This is a genomic window from Aromatoleum sp. (assembly GCF_036675785.1).
Taxonomy (GTDB): domain Bacteria; phylum Pseudomonadota; class Gammaproteobacteria; order Burkholderiales; family Rhodocyclaceae; genus Aromatoleum.
This window is the reverse complement of the sequence record NZ_JAKFEF010000025.1, coordinates 124,104-145,434: the sequence shown is the minus strand read 5'-3', so window position 1 is coordinate 145,434 and position 21,331 is coordinate 124,104. Positions and strand designations below refer to the sequence as shown.

The window sequence follows — 21,331 nt, the reverse complement described above, 5'->3', positions numbered from 1 at the left end:
CAAATGCAAGGTTTCGAGTCGATGGCAGAAGCGCATGGCAGATACGACGTCGAGCGTTGGGTCGGAGACGGCGCGACGGCGAGCGAAGACACGGTCGCGGAAGAGGTCCCGGTCGCGCTCGTCTATAACGGCTTCTCGCACGCGGTGATGATGGCGACGCCGCAGGACCTCGAGGACTTCGCGCTCGGCTTCAGCCTCACCGAAGGCATCGTGCGCGGTGTGAGCGAGATCTACGACCTCGACGTCGTCGAGCATGCGGCGGGGACCGAAGTGCGCATGCAACTCGCCGGCGAGCGCTTCGCTGACCTGCGCCGGCGCCGGCGGGCCTTGGCTGGCCGCACCGGCTGCGGGCTGTGCGGCATCGAAAGTCTCGACCAGCTCGCCGCCCGTCCGGTCGGGCGCGTCGCACCGGTCGGAACGATCGAGGCGGGCGCGCTGAACCGCGCGCAGCGGGAGCTGCGTTCGCTGCAACATCTTTTCGAATTGACCGGCGCGGTCCACGGCGCCGCGTGGTGCCGGGCCGACGGAGGCGTCGAGCTGGTGCGCGAGGACGTCGGGCGCCACAACGCGCTCGACAAGCTCATCGGTGCGGCGTCCGCGCAGCACCGCTCGTTCGCTGAAGGCTTCCTGCTGATGACGAGCCGGGCGAGCTACGAGATCGTGCAGAAGGCCGCCTCCGTCGGCATCGGCGTCGTCGCGGCCGTGTCCGCGCCGACCGGCATGGCGGTGCGCATCGCGCAGCAGGCCGGCGTCACGCTGATCGGTTTTGCCCGCGGCGAGCGGCACAGCGTCTATTCCCATCCGCAACGGGTTCACTAAGAGGCAACGGGGGAAGCATGTCCAGTGCAAGTCCTCGGTCGGTGAAGAAAGTCCCGACCTATTGTTACAACTGCGTCGCCGGGCCCGACTTCATGAATGTGAAGGTCGAGGACGGCGTCGCCACCGAGATCGAGCCGAACTTCGCCGCCGAGGACGTGCATCCGGCGCGCGGTCGCGTCTGCGTGAAGGCGTACGGGCTCGTGCAGAAGACGTACAACCCGCATCGCGTGCTGCAGCCGATGAAGCGGACGAACCCGAAGAAGGGCCGCAACGAGGACCCGGGTTTCGTGCCGATCTCGTGGGACGAGGCGCTCGACATGCTCTCCTCGAAGCTGCGTGCGACGCGGGAGAAGGGGCTGGTCGACGAGTCCGGACTGCCGCGGCTCGCCGCGAGCTTCGGTCACGGCGGCACGCCCGCGATGTACATGGGCACCTTCCCGGCGTTTCTCGCCGCCTGGGGGCCAATCGACTTCAGCTTCGGCTCCGGGCAGGGCGTCAAGTGCGTGCATTCCGAGCACTTGTACGGCGAGTTCTGGCACCGCGCCTTCACGGTCGCGGCCGATACGCCGCTCGCGCGCTACGTGATCTCGATCGGCGCGAACGTCGAAGCGTCGGGCGGGCCGTGCGCGGTCACGCGGCATGCCGACGCGCGGGTGCGCGGCTATAAGCGTGTGCAGGTCGAGCCGCACCTGTCGATCACCGGCGCGTGCTCGGCCGAATGGGTGCCGATCCGGCCGAAGACCGATCCGGCCTTCATGTTCGCGCTGATCCACGTGCTCGTCTGCGAACACGGCGTCGAATCGCTCGATATCCCGTTCCTGCGCGACCGCACGTCGTCGCCGTATCTGGTCGGTCCTGACGGCCTGTACCTGCGCGACGCCGCGACGTCGAAGCCGCTCATCCGCGACATCGTGAGCGGCGAGGCGGTGCCGTTCGACACGCCCCGCGCGGTCCCGGCGCTCACCGGGCGCTATCGCGTCAGCGGCGCCGTCAGCGTCGACGCCGACGACGAGCGGCGCGAACTCGGCGACGTCGAAGGCACGACCGCGTACACGATGCTCGTCGAGCACATGCGCAAATACACGCCCGAATGGGCGGCGAAGATCTGCGACGTGCCGGCCGAGACGATCCGCCGCATCGCGAACGAATACCTCGAAAACGCGTGCATAGGCGAGACGATCGAGATCGACGGCAAGACGCTGCCCCTGCGGCCCGTCGCGGTCTCGCTCGGCAAATCGGTCAATAACGGCTGGGGCGCGTTCGAATGCTGCTGGGCGCGCACGCTGCTCGCGACGCTCGTCGGTGCGCTCGAAAACCCCGGGGGCACGCTCGGCACGACGGTGCGGCTGAACCGCCCGCAGGACGATCGCCACATGAGCGTGACGGCCGGCGAAGACGGCTTCATGGCGCAGAAGTTCAACCCGACCGACAAGGCGCACTGGGTGGCGAAGCCGACGGGGCGGAACCTGCATCGCACGCTCGTGCCGATCGTCGGCAACACCGCGTGGAGCCAGGCGCTCGGCCCGACGCAGCTCGCGTGGATGTTCCAGCGCGAAGTCCCCGAGGACTTCAACGCGCCGGCGCCGACGATGCCCGACGTCTGGTTCGTCTATCGCTCGAACCCGGCGATCTCGTTCTGGGATACGCGCACGCTCGTCGACACGATCGCGACCTTCCCCTACACCGTCTGCTTCGCCTACACCGTCGACGAGACGAACTGGATGGCCGACCTGTTGCTGCCTGAGGCGACCGACCTCGAATCGCTGCAGATGATTAAGGTCGGCGGCACGAAGTTCGTCGAGCAATTCTGGGAGCACCGCGGCGTCGTGCTGCGCCAGCCGGCCGTCGAGCCGCAAGGCGACACGCGCGACTTCACGTGGATCACGACCGAACTGGCGAAGCGCACGGGGCTGCTCGAAGGCTACAACAATGCGCTGAACCGCGGAGCCGGCGGCGGCGCACCGCTGAAGGGCGAGCACTACGACTTCAGCCTCGACAAGCAGGCCGAACACGGCGTCGAGGAGATCTGGGACGCGATCTGCAAGGCGTCGTCGGCGAGCCTGTCGAACGGCGTCGAGACGCACGACCTCGCATGGTTCAAGGAGCACGGCTTCTACACGGTGCCGATGTCGAAGCTCGACTGGTACCTGACGCCGACGCTCGAAAAGCACGGCCTGCGCTACGAGATGCCGTACCAGGAGCGGCTCCTGCGCGTCGGACGCGAACTGCGCAACCGCCTGCACGAGCAGAACATGCACTGGTGGGACGAGCAGCTTTCCGAATACGCCGCGCTGCCCGACTGGCACGACGTGCCCGGTCGCTGGGAGCAGCAGCTCGTCAACGCCGGCGCGAAGCCGGAAGACTTCCCGCTGTGGCTGCTCGCGACGAAGAGCATGCAGTACCACACCGGCGGCAACGCGACCATAGCGCTGATGCGCGAGGTGTCCCAGAACGTCCGCGGCCACACCGGCGTGATCATGAACGCAAAGACCGCGAAGGGCCTCGGCATCAATGACGGCGACCGCGTCGAGATCCGCTCGCACATCGGCGCGACCTACGGTGACGCGGTCCTCGCGCAGGGCGTCCGTCCCGACACGCTCGTCATCCTCGGCCAGTTCGACCACTGGGCGACGCCGTTCGCGAAGGACTTCGGCCTGCCGAGCCTGAACACGATCGCGCCGATGTCGATGGAGCTGACCGACGCGACCGGCTCCGGCGCGGACATCGTCCGCGTCGCCGTGCGCCGCGTCGAAAGGAGCGCAGCATGACCCGTTATGTAATGGCGATCGACCTGCGCCGCTGCGTCGGCTGTCAGACCTGTACCGCGGCGTGCAAGAACGCCAACGCGACACCGCCGGGCGTGCAGTGGCGTCGCGTGCTCGACCTCGAGACCGGCGAATTCCCCGACGTGCGCCGCAGCTTCCTGCCGGTGGCGTGCATGCACTGCGACGAGCCCCCGTGCGAAGAGGTCTGCCCGACGTCGGCGACGACGAAGCGGCCGGACGGCCTCGTCGCGATCGACTACGACGTCTGCATCGGCTGCGCGAACTGCGTGATGGCCTGTCCGTACGAGGCGCGCTCGATCGTCGACGAGGCGCGTTTCGCGTACGGCGACAAGCCGATCAAGTCGGAGGAGGTCCGCTTCGATCCGGCCCGGATCTCGGTCGCGACGAAGTGCACGTTCTGCATCGATCGCATCGACCAGGCGGCGAAGACCGGGCAGGTTCCCGGCCGCGACCCCGAGGTCACGCCGGCTTGCGTCAACTCCTGCATCTCGGGGGCGATGAGCTTCGGCGACATCGACGACGCCGAAAGCAAGGTGAGCAAGCTCCTCGCCGGCACGCAGCATTTCCGCATGCACGAGGATCTCGGCACCGGGCCGGGCGTGTATTACATCTGGGACCAGAAGTGAGGCGCTGCGCATGAAAGCGAAGACATTCAAGGCTGGCGGCGGTGCGAGTCCGCGGCTGCAGCAGAACTGGGACTGGCGCGCGGCCTCGAACTTCATCTGCGGCGGGGCGGGCGGCGGCCTGCTGTTCGCCGCGGCGCTGCTGAGTCTCGCCGGCATCGACGTGCGCGCGCTGCTCGTCGCAGGAATGGCGCTGATCGGCATCGGACTGACCTGCGTCTGGTTCGAGATCGGACGCCCGCTGCGCGCAATGAACGTCTATCGGCACCTCGCGACGTCGTGGATGACGCGCGAAGCCCTCGTCGCGCCCGTCGTTTTCGGGCTCGGTACGCTGGCGCTGCTGTCGAACAGCACCGCCGCGACGATGTGCGCCGGACTTGCAGGCGCGGCCTTCGTCTATAGCCAGGCGCGGATTCTGAACGCCGACAAGGGGATTCCCGCGTGGCGGCATCCGGCCTGCCGCCCGGTGGTGTTCGCGACCGGACTCGCCGAAGGGGCGGGACTGCTCGCCGTCTCGGCGCCGTGGATCGGCCTCGGTCTCGCGTCGCGCACCGGCCTGGTCGCCGGCGTGCTGTTGCTGCTGCTGGTTCGCGTCCTCGTGTGGCGCGCCTACATCCGGGCGCTGCGCGCTTCCGGCGCGCCGACCGGCAGCCTGCGGGCACTGGCCGCGATCGACCAGCGTGTCGTCGTCATGGGCGCGCTCGCTCCGGCGCTTCTGCTTGGCGTCGGCGTCCTCGGATTCCCTGCTTCGGTGGTCGCGATTTCGGCGGCGGGCGCCCTCGCCGTCGGTGCCGGCTGGCTTCTGAAATACACGCTGATCCGGCGCGCAGCCTTCACGCAGGGGCTCGAGCTGAAGCATCAACCGGTGCGCGGACGCGGCGTCTCCGGTCCGGCCGCGAGACCGGGCTGGGGCAGCGCCGGCTGACGACCCGTGGCCGGACTTCCCGGCTCCGATCCATCAACGAGAGGCCCGCCGGCCGTCCCGGCAACGCGGGCGAAATGAAGGCCGACGGCGAGCGGCCGGAAGTGGAAGGCCCTCTCGCGGCCAGTCGGCCGGACGGGCCAAACGGCAGTACCGCAACAAACGACAACACGCACCCAGGCAGGTGCGTGCCTGCCAAGCAGGAGGAGACGAGATGTACGAAGTTCGGTTCCATGGCCGCGGCGGCCAGGGGTCGGTGCTGGCGTCGGGCATTCTGGCCGCGGCGCTGGTCGAGGAAGGCAAGTACGCGGTGTCGATCCCGTCGTTCGGTTTCGAACGGCGGGGCGCGCCGGTGGTGTCCTTTCTCCGCGCGAGCGATCGCGAGATCCGCCAGCTGACCAATATCTACCATCCCGACTGCATCATTTGCGTCGACCCGACGCTGATGAAGTCGGTCGACATCTTCGCGGGCATGAAGCCGGGCGGGACACTGGTGCAGACGACGCACAAGCCGCTCACGGAGCTCTCGCTTCCCGACACGATCGCGACCGTCGGTCTGTGCGACGCGGTGCGCATCGCGCTCGAGATCTTCAAGCGCCCGATCACCAACACGCTGATGCTCGGCGCGTTCGCACGCACGACGGGAGTCGTCTCGCTCGACGCGTTGAAGCGCGCGCTTGAGGATTCCGATTTCCGCGACGCCGGCCTCGCGCAGAACATGACCGCGCTCGAGCGCGGCTATGCCGAAACCGTCGTCCACCAGGTCGAAAGGAGGGCCGCGGCATGACCCGGCGTCACAGCTATCCGCTGTTCAACCTCGAGAAGGCGAAGGTTCCGGACGATCTCTGTCCGGTCGCGACCGAGGTCAGTCCGATGCTGCCGGGCGACTGGCGCAGCGTGCGGCCGGTCGTCGATCGCGACAAATGCGTGAAATGCGCGGTGTGCTGGCTGTACTGCCCGGTGCAGTGCGTCGAAGAGCACGCCGCGTGGTTCGACTTCAACCTCAAGACCTGTAAAGGCTGTGGCATCTGCGCCACCGAGTGCCCGCACGGGGCGATCACGATGATCGGGGAGGCACAGTGAGCACCGATACCCTCGAAAAGCCGGCGACCGCCGAAGCGCGGCGCAAGCCGAAGGCGATTCTCTGCGAAGGCAACGAAGCCGCCGCGCTCGCCGTCGCGTTCGCGCGGCCCGACATGGTCGCGGTGTACCCGATCACGCCGCAGTCCTCGCTCGTCGAGCACGTAGCGAAGCTGATCGCCGACGGCAAGATGGACGCCGACATCGTCGATGCCGAAGGCGAGCATTCGGTGCTGTCGGTGCTGCAGGGCGGCGCGCTCGCCGGTGCGCGGACTTACACCGCGACCTGCGGCCCGGGCCTCGCGTTCATGTTCGAGCCGTACTTCCGCACGTCGGGCATGCGCCTGCCGATCGTGATGTCGATCGTCACGCGCGACGGCATCACGCCGCAGTGCGTGTGGGGCGGACACCAGGACGCGATGACGGTGCGCGAAGTCGGCTGGGTGCAGATCTACTGCGAGACCGTCCAGGAGGTGCTCGACACGACGATCATGGCGTTCAAGATCGCCGAGCACCACGACGTGATGCTGCCGGTGAATATCTGCCTCGACGGCAACTACCTGTCTTACGGCTCATCGCGTGTCGAGCTGCCCGACCAGGCCGACGTCGACGCGTTCATGGGTCCGAAGGACGTCAACTGGCACGTCGCACTCGACCCGCTGCGGCCGATGGCGGTCGATCCGCTGACCGGCGGCTCCGGCGGCAAGGGACCGTCGACCTTCGTCCGCTACCGCAAGAGCCAATGCCGCGGCATGCAGAACGCGCTCTCCGTGATCGAGGAGATCCACGAAGAATGGGCGCAGCGGTTCGGCCGCCGCTTCGCGCCGCTCGTCGAGGAGTACCGGATGGACGACGCTGACTTCGCGATCATGACGCTCGGCAGCATGACCGGCGCGGCGAAGGACGCCGTCGACGAAGCGCGCGACGCCGGCAAGCGCGTCGGGCTCATCAAGATCAAGACCTTCAGCCCGTTCCCGATCGAGGCGCTGCAGAAGGCGCTCGGCCGCGTGCGCGCGCTCGGCGTCGTCGACCGCTCAGTCGGCTTCCGCTGGAACTGCGGCCCGATGTACCAGGAGATCCTCGGCGTGCTGTACCGGCTCGGCCGGCACCTGCCGTCGATGAGCTTCATTGGCGGCCTCGCCGGTGCGGACATCACGACCGGGCATTTCCACCGCGTCATCGACGACACCGAGGCGCTGCTGACCGGCCCGATGCCGTCGGAACCCGTCTGGCTGAACGAGAACGACTGAGGATGCCGGAAATGGACAGAGTGATCGAACAGACGAAATACCTGGTCGTCGGCAGCAGCCACGCGGCGCTCGAAGCGGTCAACGCGATCCGCATGCACGACGCGGAAGGCAGCCTGACCGTTGTCACGCGCGACGCGCACCTGCCGTACTCGCCGACGGTGCTGCCCTACGTCGTGTCGGGCAAGTCGGCGCCCGAGCGGGTGTTCCTGCGCGACGACGAATTCTTCGAACGCAACAACGTCAGCTTCCGCCGCAACGCCGGCCTCGCCGCGCTGCACGCCGACACGAACACCGCCGAGCTCGCCGACGGCTCGACGCTCGGCTACGAAAAACTGTTGCTCGCGACCGGGGCGTCCCCGGTGATTCCGCCGATCCCCGGCATCGACAGCGTCGACTACCACGTGCTGCGCACGCTCGACGACGCGACCGGGCTGAACGCGGCGATCGCGGGCGCGAACAACGCGGTCGTGCTCGGCGGTGGGCTCGTCGGGATGCACGCGGCTGAAAACCTCGTCAAGGCGGGTGCGAAAGTCACGATCGTCGAAATGGGCCCGACGGTGCTCGGCGGCTATTTCGACGCCGCCGCGTCGAGCCTGATCGAAGCGGCGTTCCGCGAAGCGGGCGCGACGGTGCTGACCGGCAGTCGCGTGGTCGGCCTCGCGAAGTCGGCGACCGGCGCGACGGTGACGCTCGCGAACGGCGACACGCTCGACGCCGACCTGCTGCTCGTCGCAACCGGCGTGAAGCCGGACGTCGGCTACCTGAACGGATCCGGCATCGCGTTCGAGCAGGGCATCGTCGTCGACGACCAGATGCGCACGAGCATCGACAACGTCTGGGCGGCCGGCGACTGCGCGCAGGCGAAGCACTTCTTCGCGCCCCGCAAGCAGGTCAACGCGATCCTGCCGTCGGCGACCGAGCAGGGCCGCATCGCCGGCATGGCGATGGCCGAAGACCCGGGCATCAAGGCCTACGCCGGCGGCGTGCCGCTGAACACCTACCACTTCTTCGGCCGCCACGCGATCTCGGTCGGCAGCAGCGACGTCCCCGAAGGCGGCGACGTCGTCACGCGCTTCGACGAGGCGAATGGCCGCTACCTGACGATCATCTTCGACGGCGGGCGGCTCACCGGCATCTTCGGCATCAACGAGTATTTCGACGGCGGAATCATGTGGCAGCTGATCCTGCGCCGCATCGACCTCACCGAAGTCCGCGACCGTTTCGTCGACAACCCCCTCGCGGTCGGTCGCGAAATCATGTCGAGGACGTGGCGATGAGCGCGAGTGCACGAACCGTAGGTCGGCGTGAGCGCGAAGGCCGGCGTGATGCCGGCGCCCCCGCAAGGAGCAAATGATGGGAAGAGCATTCAGCACGATCGCCTTCGACCCCGCCAAGTGCGACGGGTGCGGCGACTGCATGAGGGCCTGTGCGCAGGCGAAGACCGGCACCGACGACGTCGCGCGCTCGCGCATCCAGATCGTCGGTAGGGAGAAGGCGTTCGAGCTCGCGATGTGCCGCCAGTGCGGCGATCCGAAATGCGTCAGCGTGTGTCCGGCCGGCGCCCTGAACAAGGACGGCGACACCGGCGTCATCGGCTGGGACGCGTCGAAATGCGTCGACTGCCTGCTGTGCACGGTCGGCTGTGCATACGGCGGCATCGCGCTCGACGAGGTCTCGGGCCACGTGTCGAAATGCGACACCTGCGACGGCAAGCCCGCGTGCGTGCCGGTGTGCAGCAAGGGCGCGCTGAAATACGTGACGACCGCGAACATCTACAACGAAGTCGGCGACTGGGAAGACCTCTTCGCGCCGGGCCTCGCGGGCTGCCAAGGCTGCAACACGGAACTCCTGATGCGCCACACCCTGCGCCGCGTCGGCCCCGACACCGTGCTCGCGACGCCTCCGGGCTGCGTGCCGGGGATGGGCTCGGTCGGATTCAACGGCACGACCGGCACCAAGGTGCCAGTGTTCCACCCGCTGCTGACCAACACCGCAGCGATGCTGGCCGGCGTCAAGCGCCAGTTCAAGCGCATGGGGCGCGACGTCACGGCGCTCGCGATCGCGGGTGACGGCGGCGCGTCCGACGTCGGCTTCCAGTCGCTGTCCGGCGCGGCCGAACGCGGCGAGCAGATGTTGTTCATGGTCGTCGACAACGAGGGCTACATGAACACCGGGATGCAGCGTTCGAGCTGCACGCCGTACGGCGCCTGGACCTCGACCACGCCGGTGGGCGCGGGCTGCTCGCAGGGGCTGCCGTCGCAGGGCAAGACGCAGGACGCGAAGAACCTGCCGCTGATCATGGTGAACCACCGCTGCGCGTACGTCGCGACCGCATCGACCGCGTACATGGAGGACCTCTACGAAAAGATCGACAAGGCGCTCGAAGCGTCGAAGCGCGGTTTCGCGTACGTGCATGTGTATTCGCCCTGCACGACGGGCTGGCGCTTCCCGTCGGACCAGAACATGGAAGTCGCGCGCAAGGCCGTCGAGACCAACTTCGTGATGCTGTGGGAATTCAACCCGCAGGATGGCCTGCGCTTCACAAAACCGGTCAACGACCCGTTGCCGGTTACCGAATACCTGAAAGTGATGGGACGTTTCCGCCACCTCTCCCCGGAGCAGATCGAGCACATCCAGGGCAAGGTCGTCGAGAACGCGAAGTTCGTGCAACGTTTTTCGGAGCAGGCGCATGGCTGCTAGGCAAGATTGGGAACAGGGGCGGGAGACTGCGGGCGACATGATCGAACCGATCGAAAAGGCGAGCCGCGACGAACTCGCGGCGCTGCAGCTGGAACGGATGAAATGGTCGCTGCAGCACGCGTACGACAACGTGCCGCATTACCGCGCCGCGTTCGACGCCGCCGGCGTTCATCCGTCGGACCTGAAGCAACTGTCCGACCTCGCGCGCTTCCCCTTCACGACGAAGAAGGACCTGCGCGACAACTACCCGTACGGGATGTTTGCGGTGCCGATGAGCGACGTCGTGCGCGTCCACGCCTCGTCGGGCACGACCGGGCTGCCGACGGTCGTCGGCTACACGAAGAACGACATCGCGACCTGGGCCAGCGTCATGGGCCGTTCGCTGCGCGCGGCCGGCGGCACGCGCAACGACATCATCCTGAACTCGTACGGCTACGGCCTCTTCACCGGCGGGCTCGGCGCGCACTACGGCGGTGAGCATCTCGGCGCGACCGTAATCCCGATGGGCGGCGGCAACACCGAAAAGCAGGTGCAGCTGATCCGCGAGTTCCGCCCGACGATCATGATGGCGACCCCGTCGTACATGCTGACGGTCGCCGACGAACTGCAGCGCCTCGGTGTCGATCCCGCGTCGTGTTCGCTGCGCATCGGTGTGTTCGGCGCCGAACCCTGGACGAACGAGATGCGCCGCGAGATCGAGACGCGGCTCGGCATCGACGCGATCGACATCTACGGCCTGTCCGAAGTCATGGGCCCGGGCGTCGCGTGCGAGTGCATCGAAACGAAGGACGGCCCGCACATCTGGGAAGACCACTTCTACCCGGAGATCATCGACCCCGAAACCGGCGAAGTGCTGCCCGACGGCACGCCTGGAGAGCTCGTGTTCACGTCGCTGACGAAGGAGGCGCTGCCGATCATCCGCTACCGCACGCGCGACCTCACCGTGCTGCTGCCCGGCACCGCGCGCACAATGCGGCGCATCGGCAAGATCACCGGCCGCAGCGACGACATGCTGATCATCCGCGGGGTGAACGTGTTCCCGACGCAGATCGAGGAGATCCTGCTGAAGCACGAGGCGCTGTGTGGGCACTACCAGCTGCAGGTCACGCGCGAACACCACATGGACGAGCTGACGGTGCTTGCCGAAGTGCGGCACGACCTGTCCCAGGTTCTGAACGAGCGCCAGCGCGGTGCGATCGCGACCGAGATCCGCCACCAGATCAAGAGCGCCATCGGCGTCAGCGCCGACGTGCACGTGCTCGAAACGGACCGCATCGAACGCACCCAGGTCGGCAAGGCGAAGCGCGTCATCGACAAGCGGCCGAAGGCCACCGCGTGAGCGCAGGGTGAAGGCCGGCGACCAGCCGGACGAAAACAAAACGGAGACAACTGGATGAACGATCGGTCGAGAATCAGCCCGGGCGCCACGGTCAACGTCGTGCTCGGAGAGTTGTTGCGAAACGCCGCCGCGGAAGGGCGGGAGACGCTGAACCCTGCGGAAATCGCACGCTTCGTCGAGAGCTTCGGCGCCGCGCTCGCCGAGGGCGCGCCCGGCGGCGTGGACTTGCGTATCGAGCTGACGAACACGCGCGAATTCGGCGCGGTCCTGTCCGCCGGCAGCGGCGGACAGGACGCCGCGCTTGATGCGTCGAACTTCCGCAAGGACGGCCTCGAGGTCTCGGCGTCGGTCGAACTCACCGACGCGGCCGATTTCCTGCGCCTGTTCCGTCGCACGGTCGCATACCGCAAGATGGCGGCGATCGCGCAGCGCGACGAGCGGCGGCCGCCCGACCAGGTGCTGGAATTCTGCTTCGGGCTGATGCTCGGCCTGGGACGCGAATTTTCGGCCGCGAACCCGGAAGCGCCGTCCGTGCTTCGTTCGCTCCGGCTCGATGGCGTGCAGTTCAACAAGCGGCCGACGGTCGCTTCCGGAAGCTGCGACTTCGGCGCGCCGGCCGCGGGACGGCTCCCGCGTCCGATCCACAAGGTCGACAAGCTGATCCACCCCAAGTCGATCGGCATCATCGGCGTGTCGGCGACGAGCATGAACTTCGGCCGCATCATCCTGAAGAACCTCGTCGGCAGCGGCTATCCGAAGGAACAGCTGACGGTCCTCAAGCCCGGCGAAGCCGAGATCGACGGCGTGCGCTGCGTCGAAGGGCTGCGCGCGCTCGACGGCAAGCTCGACCTGCTGATCGTCGCGGTCGCCGCCGACGCGGTGTACGACCTTGTCGACGAGATCATCGAAAGCGACGCCGTCGAGTCGGTGATGCTGATCCCGGGCGGACTCGGGGAGACCGCGAAAAGCCGGGAGCCTGCCGCGAAGCTCGCCGAACGGATCAACGCCGCGCACGGCAGGCCCGGCGGCGGGCCGGTGTTCCTCGGTGCGAACTGCCTCGGCGTCGTCTCGCACGCGGGCGGCTACGACTCGTGGTTCATTCCGCTCGAGCGCCTGCCGAAGCCGCAGAAGAAGCCGGTGCGCAACTCCGTAATGCTGAGCCAGAGCGGCGCGTTCATGATCACGCGGCTCTCCCGCAACCCGTGGCTCGACCCGCGCTACATGCTCGCGCTCGGCAACCAGACCGACCTCACGCACGGAGACCTGCTCGCGTACTTCGCCGAGCGCGCCGAGATCGAGACCATCGGCCTGTACATCGAGGGATTCCGCGACGGCGACGGGCTCGACTTTGCGAAGGCGGTGCGCCGCGCGGTGCTCAATGGCAAGCAGGTCGTCGTCTACAAGTCCGGCCGCACCGAAGCGGGGGCGGGCGGCGTGATGGGCCATACCGCGTCGATCGCCGGTGACTGGCGGCTCGCCGACTCGGTGTTGCGCCAGGCCGGCGCGATCGTTGCCGAGGACTTCGAAGCGTTCGACGATCTCTTCTACATCGCCGGCGCGCTGCATCACAAGAAGATCGGGTCGCGCGTCGGCGGCATCAGCGGCGCGGGCTTCGAGGCGGTCGGCATCGCCGATTCGATCGAATCGGGCAGTTTCTCGCTCGAGATGCCCGCGCTCGAAGAGGCAACCGTCCGGCGCGTCGGCGAGATTCTCGCGGCGAAGCGCCTCGACGCGCTCGTCGAGGTGCGCAACCCGATCGACATCAACCCGGGCGCGGACGACGAAGCGCACCTGCAGGTCACGCAGGCCTTCCTCGACGACCCGAACATCGACGCGGTCGTCGTCGGGCTCGACCCGACCGCACCGGCAATCCGCGGCCTCGAATCGAGCAAGCTGCGCCCGGGTCACGACCTGTCCGACCCGAAAGGCACGGTGCATATCTACCCGCCGCTCGTCGCCGAGAACGACAAGCCGGTCATCGGCATCGTCGACGGCGGCGTGCTCTACGACGCGATGGCCGGCCGGTTGATGGACCAGGGCGTCTGTGTGTTCCGCAACTGCGGCCGCGGCACGCGCGCGCTCGCCCGTTACGTCGAAGCCCGCCTCGACAGCGACGCGATCCGCAAACGCAATTCGTAATACCTGCAGGCGACCGTCCGCGCTCGTGGCCGGTCGCCAATCGACATCCAAGGAGAATTTGAAATGAGCGAAACACTGAAGGCAGGACTGACCTCGACGCGGCGCTACGACATCGACCAGGCGCGCACGATCGGCTTCATGGGCGACGACTGCCGCGTCTATTCGACGCCGGCGCTGCTGTACGACATCGAAGTCGTGTGCCGCGACCTGCTGCTGGAAAACATCGACGCGGGCAAGGATTCGGTCGGCACGCGCGTCGAACTCGATCACGTCGGCGCGACGCTGCTCGGCATGTGGATCGAGATCACGGTGACGGTGACCGAAGTCAACGGCCCGGCCGTGACCTTCGAATTCACCGCGCGTGACGGGCTCGAGGAAGTCGCCCGCGGCAAGCACAACCGCTTCGTCGTCGGTGCCGAGAAGACCGCGCAGCGCCTGAAGGCGAAGCGCGAGAAGGCGCTCGCGGCGGCCTGATTCGCCGCACCCGCGTTTTCCCGCATCGAACCCGGCCACCGGCACTGCCCGGTCGCCGGGTTCTTGCGTTTGCGCGGGCAGGCGATTAACGGCAAGTGCCCGTGCGGTGCTCAGTTCTCCGTAGAACTGGCGGGGGACGAGAACGCGCCTGTGCGGCTCCGGGTTTCACGGCGGGTGGGCGCCGCATCACGTGTAGGCCTGCATCCCGTCGGGTCCTCCCCGGGAGCCGTCCTTGCTTCGATTCGCGCGGCGGCGCACCGGCCGGATCTGGCCGGCCCCGCAACGGCTTCCCGGCGCGCACTCCGTATTGCGACGCGCGGCGCGACCGCCGCCGCCCGAAGCTGGGGAATTCATTCGCATCGACAAGGAGCACGAGATGACCGAAAAGAAAGCCACCGTCCACTGGGAAGGCCAGGGCAAGCAGGGCGAGGGCCGGATCAGCACCGAGACCGACGCGCTGAAGGACTACCCATACGGCTTCGGCAGCCGCTTCGAAGACGACCGCCGCGGCACGAACCCGGAAGAACTGCTCGGCGCGGCGCACGCCGCCTGCTTCACGATGGCGTTCTCGTTCGCCTGTGACAAGGCCGGCTTCGCGACCACCGCGGTCGACACGTCGGCGAGCGTCAGGCTCGTCAAGCAGGGCGAAGGCTTCGCGATCGACCGGATCGCGCTGGCGCTGGAAGCGACCGTCCCGGGGATCGACGACGCGAAGTTCCGCGAGATCGCCGAGGCGGCCAAGCGCGACTGCCCGCTGTCGAAGGCGCTCGCGAGCGTTCCCGAAATCACGCTGAATGCGACGCTGAGAAGTTGAACGCCGATCCGCCGCGTCGGTAACGTCTGCGCCTCGCAACGGCCCCGGCCGCTCAAGTAAACTGCGCGGCCTGGAGGCGGATTCGATGAACGACGAAGATTTTATGCGCGCGGCGCTGGAGCAGGCGCGGATTGCGGGGAGTTGTGACGAGGTGCCGGTCGGCGCAGTCGTCGTGCTCGATGGCGAGATCGTCGGCCGCGGCTTCAATCAGCCGATCGGCCGCAACGATCCGACTGCGCACGCGGAAGTGATGGCGTTGCGCGACGCCGGGACGCGGCTCGGCAATTACCGGTTGCCGGGCTGCGAGCTGTACGTGACGCTCGAACCCTGTGCGATGTGCAGCGGGGCAATCATGCATTCGCGCATCGCGCGCGTCGTCTTCGGCGCGCGCGACCCGAAGACCGGCGTCGCCGGCAGCGTCATCGACCTTTTCGCCGAACTGCGACTGAACCACCACGCGCAGATTTCCGGCGGGGTGCTCGCCGACGAATGCGGGAGCCTGTTGTCCGGCTTCTTCGCCGCGCGGCGGCGTCGAACGCTGATCGCGTAAGCCGATGCGGATCCACGTCAGCATCGCGCGGCAGACGCTCGACCTGTACGCGGCCGACGGCGCCTGCATCCGGCGCTATTCGATCTCGACCGCGGCGAATGGGCCCGGCGAAGAGCAGGGCAGCAACCGCACGCCGCGCGGGCGTCACCGCATTCGCGCAAAGATCGGTGCCAGGGCACTGCCGGGAGCCGTCTTTCGCGGGCGGCGGCTGACGGGCGAACTGTGGACGCCGGCGTTCGCCGCGGCGCGTCCCGATCGCGACTGGATTCTGTCGCGCATCCTGTGGCTGTGCGGTTGCGAGCCTGGCCGCAACCGCCTCGGCAACGTCGACTCGATGCGCCGCTACATCTACATCCACGGCACCGGCGAGGACCAGCCGATGGGCGTCGCGCGCTCGCACGGCTGCATCCGGATGCGGAACAGCGAGGTCATCGAGCTGTTCGATCTCGTGCCGGCGGGAACCGTCGTCGATATCGGTGAATGAGCGCGAAGCGGGCGAGAAGCGGGCGCGACAAGCGGGTGCGAGGAACGGGGCGGGAAGAACGAGCCGGTCGCGTCCGCCACCGGGATGTGCGGTCACTGCTCCCGGCGGACCCCGAACGTATGCGCCACTTCACCCGCGAGTTCGCCGCACTCGTCCCAGGTCCATTCCCTGAACCGGGCGCGCCCGTCGCGGTGGACCGCGATCAAGGTCGAGCAACGCGTGCCGTAGCCCGGCGCGCGGATGAAGGCCGGCGACAGCCAGCGCTCCCATTCCCTGCTGACCCCCGTTTCCGGCAGGTGCAGGTCCTCGGCCGCCACGTCGTCGCGCAGCAGTGCGAGGAATGCCGCGCCGTCGGGCAGCCCGGCGAGTGCGACGGCAAAGCGTGCGCGGGCGAGGCGGACTTTCAGCCAGGGCGTATCGAGCAGGTGGTTCGACAGGCTGTAGATGCCGGGTTCGAGCAGGCGGATGGCGCCGGTCGTGCTCTCGTGGACGCCGAGCGACGTGCCGTCGCTGACGAGCAGGTTGAACGGCGCGTAGGCCGGGCTCACCGCGGCGATTTCCCGCAGCATCATGTCGGCGTCGCGGTCGGCGACGAGGCAATCCCTGACGAGCGCGCCGCGCGACGGAACGCCCGCGCGGTGAAGTGTCGGGTCGCGGTAGTTTGTCAGCGCGGCGAAGCGGCCGTTGCGGGCGATGCCCATCCACGTGCCGCCGGCCTCGAGGTCGCGGCCGGCGAGCAGGTCGGGAAAGTCGGTCCACCAGTGCGCCGCCACCGCGGGGCGTGCGAGATATTCATCGCGGTTCGCGGCGACGACCAGCGGGTAGTCGGGGTGGGCACGCCAGCCGACGACGATCAGGCACATTCGACGAATCGTTCGAGATGGCGAGTCGAACCGGGTTCGATCAGCGCCGCGAGCTTGTGGGCTTCGATCTCAATACCCAGTGCGGCTTCGAAGGCCGCCGGGTCGGCAACGGATTCGTAGATTTCCATCCACGTCGCGTCATCGCCGCAACGTTCCATCAGGTGGCCGGCAACGCCGGTCCGCGTCGCGAGGCTCGCCTGCATCGCCCGGACTTTCGCCCGGGCGCGCGTCGCGTCGGACCGCACGCGGTAATAGATGAAGTAATGGGTGGGACGGCTGCCGCTGTCGGTCATGGTTCAGGGCAGCGCGTACGGGAGATCGAGAAAGGACAAACGCGGCCCGGTCGGGCTGCCGACATGCACGTCGCCGTCGGCCGAGCTCATCTGCATCACCGCCAGCGCCTCGAAGCCGCCGTCCGGGGCCGGCGCGACGGTCACGAGCTTCCCGGCCGATTGCTCGCCGAACTCGGCAGTGTAGAGATCCGCACCCGGCGCGTGCAACGCGTCGCCGGTGAAGTGCACGCGGTACATCCGCTTCTTCAGCTTGCCGAGGTACTGCGTGCGCGCGACGATCTCCTGCCCCGGATAGCAACCTTTCTGGAAGTTCACGCCGCCGATGACTTCGTAGTTGATCATCTGCGCGACGAATTCCTCCTGCGTCGCGGACGTGATCAGCGGCACGCCGGCGCGGATCATCGCGAGTTCCCACGCCACGGTTCCGGCCTTCACGGCGCCGGCTGCGAGAAGGGCGCCGAACACCCGGGGCGCGTCGGCGGCGGGAAGCGCGACGATCGTGTTGTTGTCGTCCAGGCGGATGCAGCGGGCGTCGCCAGCTACCGTCTGCGTCATCGCGGTCGCCGGCAGCGCGAGCCCCGCGGCGCTGAGAACACGATCGGCACCGGTCCCGCTCACACCGATCAGCACCGTGTCGGCGTCCGCGTCGGTGAGCTTGAGCTTGCTGCGCAGCACGTACATCGAAAGCTTCTTCAGCAGCGCGGGCTGGATCCCGGCCGACACCGCGAGCACGTGGGCGTCGGACTCGCGCCACAGCAGGATGCTGGCGAGCATCCGGCCTTTCGGGGAATTGAAGCTCGTCCACTGCGCGACGTCCTGCGCGAGGTTCTTGACGTCGTTCGACAGCAGGTTGTGGAGGAAAGGTGCCGAGTCCTCGCCGCGGCTGCGGATCAGGCCCAGATGCACAAGCGGTACGACGACGGTGCCCGACGCGAGCGAGCGGACTTCGGCATCGGGAGCGTCGAAATGGATGCCGGCGCCATCGAGCGTCGCGCCTTGTTCGGTCAGGTATTCGGTCCAGGTCGTGTTCATGTCGGTTTGGCCGGAGTCGGGGAAAGCGATGAAGTATTATAGGGCCCCTTTCCCGGTCGCCGGAGTCGAAACAGCTCCGGCAAACCGATCCGGCTCGAATTGTTCTGTCTCGAATGAAGTCCCTGTTCATAAAGTTGTTTTTCGTCGTCGCGCTCGCGATCGCTGCCGCGGCCGGAGCCGTCTCGTGGTACGCGAACCGGCCGCTTCCGCTCGCGCAGCCGGTCGTCGATTTCACGGTCCAGCGCGGCTACACGATGCGGCAGGCCGCCGCCGCGATCGCCCGCGCGGGCGTCGAGGTGAACCCGCGCGTGCTCTACTGGATCGCGCGGCTGAGCGGCAAGGGCGACCGCATCCTCGCGGGGAGCTACGAAGTGCACCGGGGCGTCACGCCTTGGCAGCTGATCCTCAAGCTGTCGAGCGGCGATGTGTCGCAGGGCGACCTGCGCTTCGTCGAGGGCTGGAGCTTCCGGCAAGTGCGCGCGGCGCTCGAGGCGAATCCGGATCTCGTGCAGGACACGGTCGGGCTTTCGGATGCCGAGATCCTGCAGCGGATCGGCGCGACCGAACCGCATCCCGAGGGCTTGTTCTTCCCGGATACCTACCTCTTCGACAAGCAGTCGAGTTCGCTCGCGGTCCTCGCGCGTGCGTACCGCGCGATGCACGAGCGGCTCGCGCTGATCTGGGAAGCGCGCAATCCCGACCTGCCGCTCGCCTCGCCATATGAGGCGCTGATCCTCGCGTCGATCGTCGAGAAGGAGACCGGGCGCCCCGAGGACCGCGAGCTGGTCGCGTCGGTGTTCGTCAATCGCCTGCGCATCGGCATGCGGCTCCAGACCGACCCGGCGGTGATCTATGGGCACGGAGACGCGTTCGACGGCAACTTGCGCAAGCGCGACCTCGAAAGCGACCACGAGTACAACACCTACACGCGGCCGGGGCTGCCGCCGACACCGATCGCGATGCCCGGGCTCGAAGCGCTGAACGCGGCGGTCAGGCCGGCGGCGACGGAATACCTCTACTTCGTGTCGCGCGGCGACGGCACGAGCGTGTTTTCGACGAACCTGAGCGACCATAACCGGGCCGTCAACCAATACCAGCGGAGAGCAGGCAGTTGAGTTCGATCCTGGCGCGCGGGCGCTTCATCACCTTCGAAGGCATCGACGGCGCAGGCAAGAGCAGCCAGATCGCCGCGGTCGTCGAGTTGCTGCGGGCGCGCGGCTGCGACGTCGACCAGACGCGCGAACCCGGCGGCACGGCGCTCGGGGAGCGCCTGAGGGAGCTCCTGCTGCACGAACCGATGGATCTCGAAACCGAGGCGATGCTGATGTTCGCCGCGCGCCGCGAGCATCTTGCCGCGCGCATCCTGCCCGCACTCGCGGCCGGGCGCTGGGTCGTGTCCGACCGCTTCAGCGACGCGACCTATGCGTACCAGGTCGGCGGGCGGGGCCTCGACGCCGCGAAGTTCGCCGCGCTCGAAGCGTGGGTGCACCCCGGATTCCAGCCGGATCTGACGCTCGTCTTCGACCTGCCGCCGGAAGTCGCCGCGGCGCGGGTCGCGAACACCGGTGTCAGTCCAGACCGCTTCGAACGCGAACAGCGCGATTTCTTCGACCGGGTGCGCGCCGCCTACCTCGACCGCGCGCGGATGGCGCCGCAGCGGGTCCGCGTCGTCGCCGCGGACCGCGCGCCGGAAGCGATTCGCGCCGAGGTCGCTGCGATCGTCGCGGAGCGCTGTTTCGGATGATTTACCCGTGGCTGCAGGACACGTGGCAACGACTGTGCGAACTCGGGCAGCGCCTGCCGCACGCGCTGCTCTTCGTCGGGCCTGCCGGCCTCGGCAAGCGGGAACTCGCCGAAACGCTCGCCGCCCGCCTGCTGTGCTCGGCGCCTGGTTCCGACGGCCACGCCTGCGGCCGTTGTACCGCATGCCAGTTGCGCCTGTCCGGGAATCACCCGGACCTGTTTACCGTCGTGCCCGCGGCGGACGCCGATGTTGGCGACAGCGAAGACGCGAAGGAGGGCGGCGAGCGCGAGCCCGACGCGGGGAAGAAGAAATCGTCGCAGATCGTCATCGAGCAGATTCGCGACCTGCAGCAATCGGTCGCGGTGACCGGCCATCAGAGCAGCCGGCGCGTCGTCGTCGTCGACCCGGCCGAGGCGATGAATCCCTTCACCGCGAACGCGCTGCTGAAGCTCCTCGAGGAACCGCCGGAAGGTTGTGTGTTCGTGCTCGTGTCGTCGGCGCCGCGCCGCCTGCTGCCGACGATCCGCAGCCGCTGCCAGCAGTGGAGCTTCGCCCGACCGCCCGCCGACGCGCTCGCGCAGTGGATGCGTGCGCAGGACGGGGCAGACGACGACCTGCTCGCGCTGACCGGCGGCATGCCGCTCGCCGCGCAACGCCTCGCGGGCCGCGGCACGGCGACGCTGCGTGCGCGCTTCGTCCGCGATCTCGCCCAGCTTCCGGCGGGCGACCCGCTGAAGCTCGCGGGCCAGTGGGACGCGTGGCTGAAATCGAAGGAGGCGCTCGCGGCCGGCTTCGGCATCGTGCAGCTCGTCGACTGGATGCAGCGCTGGGTCACCGATCTCGCCTCGCTGCGGCTCGGCGGGCGGATCCGCTTCTTCCCCGGCGAGGAGGGCACGCTGTCCGCGCTCGCGCCGCGCTCGACCGTCGCGTCGGTACTCGGCTGCTACAATGAACTCGCCAGCATCCGCCGGGTCGCACAGCATCCGCTGAACGCCCGACTGATGCTCGAAGACATGCTCCTGCGCTATGCGCGCGCGGTGACCGGATCCCGACCATGAGCGAAGCCAAATCCAGCGTCGCGCGCCCGAGCGTGCTGTCGCTGAACATCAACTCGAAGTCCGCGCTCTATGCCGCCTACATGCCGTTCCTGGCGAATGGCGGAATTTTCGTGCCGACGCCGCGGCCTCATCAGCTCGGCGACGAAGTGTTCATGCTGCTGCAACTGATGGACGACCCGATGAAGCATCCGGTCGCGGCCACGGTCGCGTGGATCACGCCGCACGGGGCACAGGGGGGCAAGACGCAGGGAATCGGCGTCCATTTCAGCGCCGACGAATCCGGCAAGGCGCTGCGCGCCCGGATCGAGCAGATCCTCGCCGGCAACCTCGGCTCGAACCGCCCGACCCACACGCTCTGATT

General features: G+C 68.0%; 22 protein-coding genes. 19 read left to right on the top strand and 3 right to left on the bottom strand.

All coding sequences use genetic code 11. The features are described from left to right. Positions 1-3: 3 nt before the first annotated feature. From fdhD to V6M37_RS07330, 15 genes are all read left to right on the top strand, one after another. Positions 4-819 carry a formate dehydrogenase accessory sulfurtransferase FdhD gene (gene fdhD / locus V6M37_RS07400; RefSeq protein ID WP_332671916.1) on the top strand — a complete coding sequence of 272 codons (816 nt, stop codon included), beginning with the start codon at positions 4-6 and terminating at the stop codon, positions 817-819. A gap of 17 nt (positions 820-836) precedes the next feature. Further along, positions 837-3,587 carry a molybdopterin-dependent oxidoreductase gene (locus V6M37_RS07395; RefSeq protein ID WP_332671914.1) on the top strand — a complete coding sequence of 917 codons (2,751 nt, stop codon included), beginning with the start codon at positions 837-839 and terminating at the stop codon, positions 3,585-3,587. Then, positions 3,584-4,231: a 4Fe-4S dicluster domain-containing protein gene (locus tag V6M37_RS07390; RefSeq protein ID WP_332671913.1), complete on the top strand. Its 648-nt coding sequence runs from the start codon at positions 3,584-3,586 to the stop codon at positions 4,229-4,231. The genes V6M37_RS07395 and V6M37_RS07390 overlap by 4 nt, the downstream gene beginning before the upstream one ends. A gap of 10 nt (positions 4,232-4,241) precedes the next feature. Next, entirely contained in the window at positions 4,242-5,153 is a 912-nt protein-coding gene (locus V6M37_RS07385) for a DmsC/YnfH family molybdoenzyme membrane anchor subunit (protein WP_332671912.1), read from the top strand. A gap of 211 nt (positions 5,154-5,364) precedes the next feature. Beyond that, a complete protein-coding gene (gene padE, locus V6M37_RS07380) occupies positions 5,365-5,937 on the top strand; it encodes an NADH-dependent phenylglyoxylate dehydrogenase subunit gamma (RefSeq protein ID WP_332671911.1) in 573 nt (190 codons plus the stop codon). Then, positions 5,934-6,233 carry an NADH-dependent phenylglyoxylate dehydrogenase subunit delta gene (padF, locus tag V6M37_RS07375; RefSeq protein ID WP_312657066.1) on the top strand — a complete coding sequence of 100 codons (300 nt, stop codon included), beginning with the start codon at positions 5,934-5,936 and terminating at the stop codon, positions 6,231-6,233. The genes padE and padF overlap by 4 nt, the downstream gene beginning before the upstream one ends. Beyond that, positions 6,230-7,480 (top strand): NADH-dependent phenylglyoxylate dehydrogenase subunit alpha, encoded by a 1,251-nt coding sequence (gene padG, locus V6M37_RS07370; RefSeq protein ID WP_332671909.1) that lies wholly within the window; start codon positions 6,230-6,232, stop codon positions 7,478-7,480. Before padF ends, padG begins: the two co-directional genes overlap by 4 nt. A gap of 11 nt (positions 7,481-7,491) precedes the next feature. Beyond that, on the top strand, positions 7,492-8,757 hold the full coding sequence (gene padH / locus V6M37_RS07365) for an NADH-dependent phenylglyoxylate dehydrogenase subunit epsilon (protein WP_332671907.1): 1,266 nt from the start codon (positions 7,492-7,494) through the stop codon (positions 8,755-8,757). Positions 8,758-8,833: 76 nt separating this feature from the next. Continuing rightward, positions 8,834-10,180, top strand: coding sequence for an NADH-dependent phenylglyoxylate dehydrogenase subunit beta (gene padI / locus V6M37_RS07360; RefSeq protein ID WP_332671905.1), 1,347 nt, complete (start codon positions 8,834-8,836; stop codon positions 10,178-10,180). Next, the gene (gene paaK / locus V6M37_RS07355) at positions 10,170-11,519 is read left to right on the top strand and encodes a phenylacetate--CoA ligase PaaK (protein WP_332671903.1); all 1,350 of its coding nucleotides are present in this window, start codon (positions 10,170-10,172) and stop codon (positions 11,517-11,519) included. The genes padI and paaK overlap by 11 nt, the downstream gene beginning before the upstream one ends. Before the next feature lie 54 nt (positions 11,520-11,573). Then, positions 11,574-13,658, top strand: a complete 2,085-nt coding sequence (locus V6M37_RS07350; protein ID WP_332671901.1) for a CoA-binding protein — start codon at positions 11,574-11,576, stop codon at positions 13,656-13,658. Positions 13,659-13,721: 63 nt separating this feature from the next. Further along, entirely contained in the window at positions 13,722-14,132 is a 411-nt protein-coding gene (locus V6M37_RS07345; RefSeq protein WP_332671899.1) for a thioesterase family protein, read from the top strand. A 376-nt stretch (positions 14,133-14,508) separates the two neighbouring features. Further along, positions 14,509-14,946 (top strand): OsmC family protein, encoded by a 438-nt coding sequence (locus V6M37_RS07340; protein WP_332671897.1) that lies wholly within the window; start codon positions 14,509-14,511, stop codon positions 14,944-14,946. An 85-nt stretch (positions 14,947-15,031) separates the two neighbouring features. Continuing rightward, positions 15,032-15,496 (top strand): tRNA adenosine(34) deaminase TadA, encoded by a 465-nt coding sequence (tadA, locus tag V6M37_RS07335; protein WP_332671895.1) that lies wholly within the window; start codon positions 15,032-15,034, stop codon positions 15,494-15,496. A 4-nt stretch (positions 15,497-15,500) separates the two neighbouring features. Next, positions 15,501-15,980, top strand: coding sequence for a L,D-transpeptidase (locus tag V6M37_RS07330; protein ID WP_332671893.1), 480 nt, complete (start codon positions 15,501-15,503; stop codon positions 15,978-15,980). Between the two features lie 92 nt (positions 15,981-16,072). Here the strand turns inward: V6M37_RS07330 and V6M37_RS07325 are convergent, their stop codons facing one another. The 3 genes from V6M37_RS07325 to ygfZ are packed head-to-tail and all read right to left on the bottom strand — an operon-like array spanning position 16,073 to position 18,168. After that, positions 16,073-16,843, bottom strand: coding sequence for an NRDE family protein (locus tag V6M37_RS07325; RefSeq protein ID WP_332671891.1), 771 nt, complete (start codon positions 16,841-16,843; stop codon positions 16,073-16,075). Further along, positions 16,834-17,136 (bottom strand): DUF4936 family protein, encoded by a 303-nt coding sequence (locus V6M37_RS07320; protein ID WP_332671889.1) that lies wholly within the window; start codon positions 17,134-17,136, stop codon positions 16,834-16,836. The genes V6M37_RS07325 and V6M37_RS07320 overlap by 10 nt, the downstream gene beginning before the upstream one ends. 3 nt (positions 17,137-17,139) lie before the next feature. Continuing rightward, entirely contained in the window at positions 17,140-18,168 is a 1,029-nt protein-coding gene (gene ygfZ, locus V6M37_RS07315) for a CAF17-like 4Fe-4S cluster assembly/insertion protein YgfZ (RefSeq protein ID WP_332671888.1), read from the bottom strand. A gap of 113 nt (positions 18,169-18,281) precedes the next feature. Between ygfZ and mltG the strand changes: the two genes are divergently transcribed. Genes mltG through V6M37_RS07295 form a run of 4 tightly spaced genes read left to right on the top strand, consistent with a single transcriptional unit; the run spans position 18,282 to position 21,329 of the window. Beyond that, complete coding sequence (gene mltG / locus V6M37_RS07310; RefSeq protein ID WP_332671886.1) at positions 18,282-19,283, top strand: endolytic transglycosylase MltG; 1,002 nt, start codon at positions 18,282-18,284, stop codon at positions 19,281-19,283. Next, positions 19,280-19,912: a dTMP kinase gene (gene tmk, locus V6M37_RS07305; RefSeq protein WP_332671884.1), complete on the top strand. Its 633-nt coding sequence runs from the start codon at positions 19,280-19,282 to the stop codon at positions 19,910-19,912. The genes mltG and tmk overlap by 4 nt, the downstream gene beginning before the upstream one ends. Next, positions 19,909-20,970 carry a DNA polymerase III subunit delta' gene (gene holB / locus V6M37_RS07300; protein WP_332671883.1) on the top strand — a complete coding sequence of 354 codons (1,062 nt, stop codon included), beginning with the start codon at positions 19,909-19,911 and terminating at the stop codon, positions 20,968-20,970. Before tmk ends, holB begins: the two co-directional genes overlap by 4 nt. Further along, positions 20,967-21,329, top strand: a complete 363-nt coding sequence (locus V6M37_RS07295; RefSeq protein ID WP_332671881.1) for a PilZ domain-containing protein — start codon at positions 20,967-20,969, stop codon at positions 21,327-21,329. Before holB ends, V6M37_RS07295 begins: the two co-directional genes overlap by 4 nt. Positions 21,330-21,331: the final 2 nt, after the last annotated feature.

What these genes read in the sequence shown, in the direction of transcription:
- V6M37_RS07330 (WP_332671893.1), top strand. Translation starts at nt 15,501, where the DNA reads ATGCGGATCCACGTCAGCATCGCGCGGCAGACGCTCGACCTGTACGCG.
- fdhD (WP_332671916.1), top strand. Translation starts at nt 4, where the DNA reads ATGCAAGGTTTCGAGTCGATGGCAGAAGCGCATGGCAGATACGACGTC.
- V6M37_RS07385 (WP_332671912.1), top strand. Translation starts at nt 4,242, where the DNA reads ATGAAAGCGAAGACATTCAAGGCTGGCGGCGGTGCGAGTCCGCGGCTG.
- padE (WP_332671911.1), top strand. Translation starts at nt 5,365, where the DNA reads ATGTACGAAGTTCGGTTCCATGGCCGCGGCGGCCAGGGGTCGGTGCTG.
- V6M37_RS07350 (WP_332671901.1), top strand. Translation starts at nt 11,574, where the DNA reads ATGAACGATCGGTCGAGAATCAGCCCGGGCGCCACGGTCAACGTCGTG.
- ygfZ (WP_332671888.1), bottom strand. Translation starts at nt 18,168, where the DNA reads ATGAACACGACCTGGACCGAATACCTGACCGAACAAGGCGCGACGCTC.
- padF (WP_312657066.1), top strand. Translation starts at nt 5,934, where the DNA reads ATGACCCGGCGTCACAGCTATCCGCTGTTCAACCTCGAGAAGGCGAAG.
- mltG (WP_332671886.1), top strand. Translation starts at nt 18,282, where the DNA reads ATGAAGTCCCTGTTCATAAAGTTGTTTTTCGTCGTCGCGCTCGCGATC.
- V6M37_RS07390 (WP_332671913.1), top strand. Translation starts at nt 3,584, where the DNA reads ATGACCCGTTATGTAATGGCGATCGACCTGCGCCGCTGCGTCGGCTGT.
- tadA (WP_332671895.1), top strand. Translation starts at nt 15,032, where the DNA reads ATGAACGACGAAGATTTTATGCGCGCGGCGCTGGAGCAGGCGCGGATT.
- V6M37_RS07325 (WP_332671891.1), bottom strand. Translation starts at nt 16,843, where the DNA reads ATGTGCCTGATCGTCGTCGGCTGGCGTGCCCACCCCGACTACCCGCTG.
- padI (WP_332671905.1), top strand. Translation starts at nt 8,834, where the DNA reads ATGGGAAGAGCATTCAGCACGATCGCCTTCGACCCCGCCAAGTGCGAC.
- V6M37_RS07295 (WP_332671881.1), top strand. Translation starts at nt 20,967, where the DNA reads ATGAGCGAAGCCAAATCCAGCGTCGCGCGCCCGAGCGTGCTGTCGCTG.
- V6M37_RS07395 (WP_332671914.1), top strand. Translation starts at nt 837, where the DNA reads ATGTCCAGTGCAAGTCCTCGGTCGGTGAAGAAAGTCCCGACCTATTGT.
- paaK (WP_332671903.1), top strand. Translation starts at nt 10,170, where the DNA reads ATGGCTGCTAGGCAAGATTGGGAACAGGGGCGGGAGACTGCGGGCGAC.
- padH (WP_332671907.1), top strand. Translation starts at nt 7,492, where the DNA reads ATGGACAGAGTGATCGAACAGACGAAATACCTGGTCGTCGGCAGCAGC.
- V6M37_RS07340 (WP_332671897.1), top strand. Translation starts at nt 14,509, where the DNA reads ATGACCGAAAAGAAAGCCACCGTCCACTGGGAAGGCCAGGGCAAGCAG.
- V6M37_RS07320 (WP_332671889.1), bottom strand. Translation starts at nt 17,136, where the DNA reads ATGACCGACAGCGGCAGCCGTCCCACCCATTACTTCATCTATTACCGC.
- V6M37_RS07345 (WP_332671899.1), top strand. Translation starts at nt 13,722, where the DNA reads ATGAGCGAAACACTGAAGGCAGGACTGACCTCGACGCGGCGCTACGAC.
- holB (WP_332671883.1), top strand. Translation starts at nt 19,909, where the DNA reads ATGATTTACCCGTGGCTGCAGGACACGTGGCAACGACTGTGCGAACTC.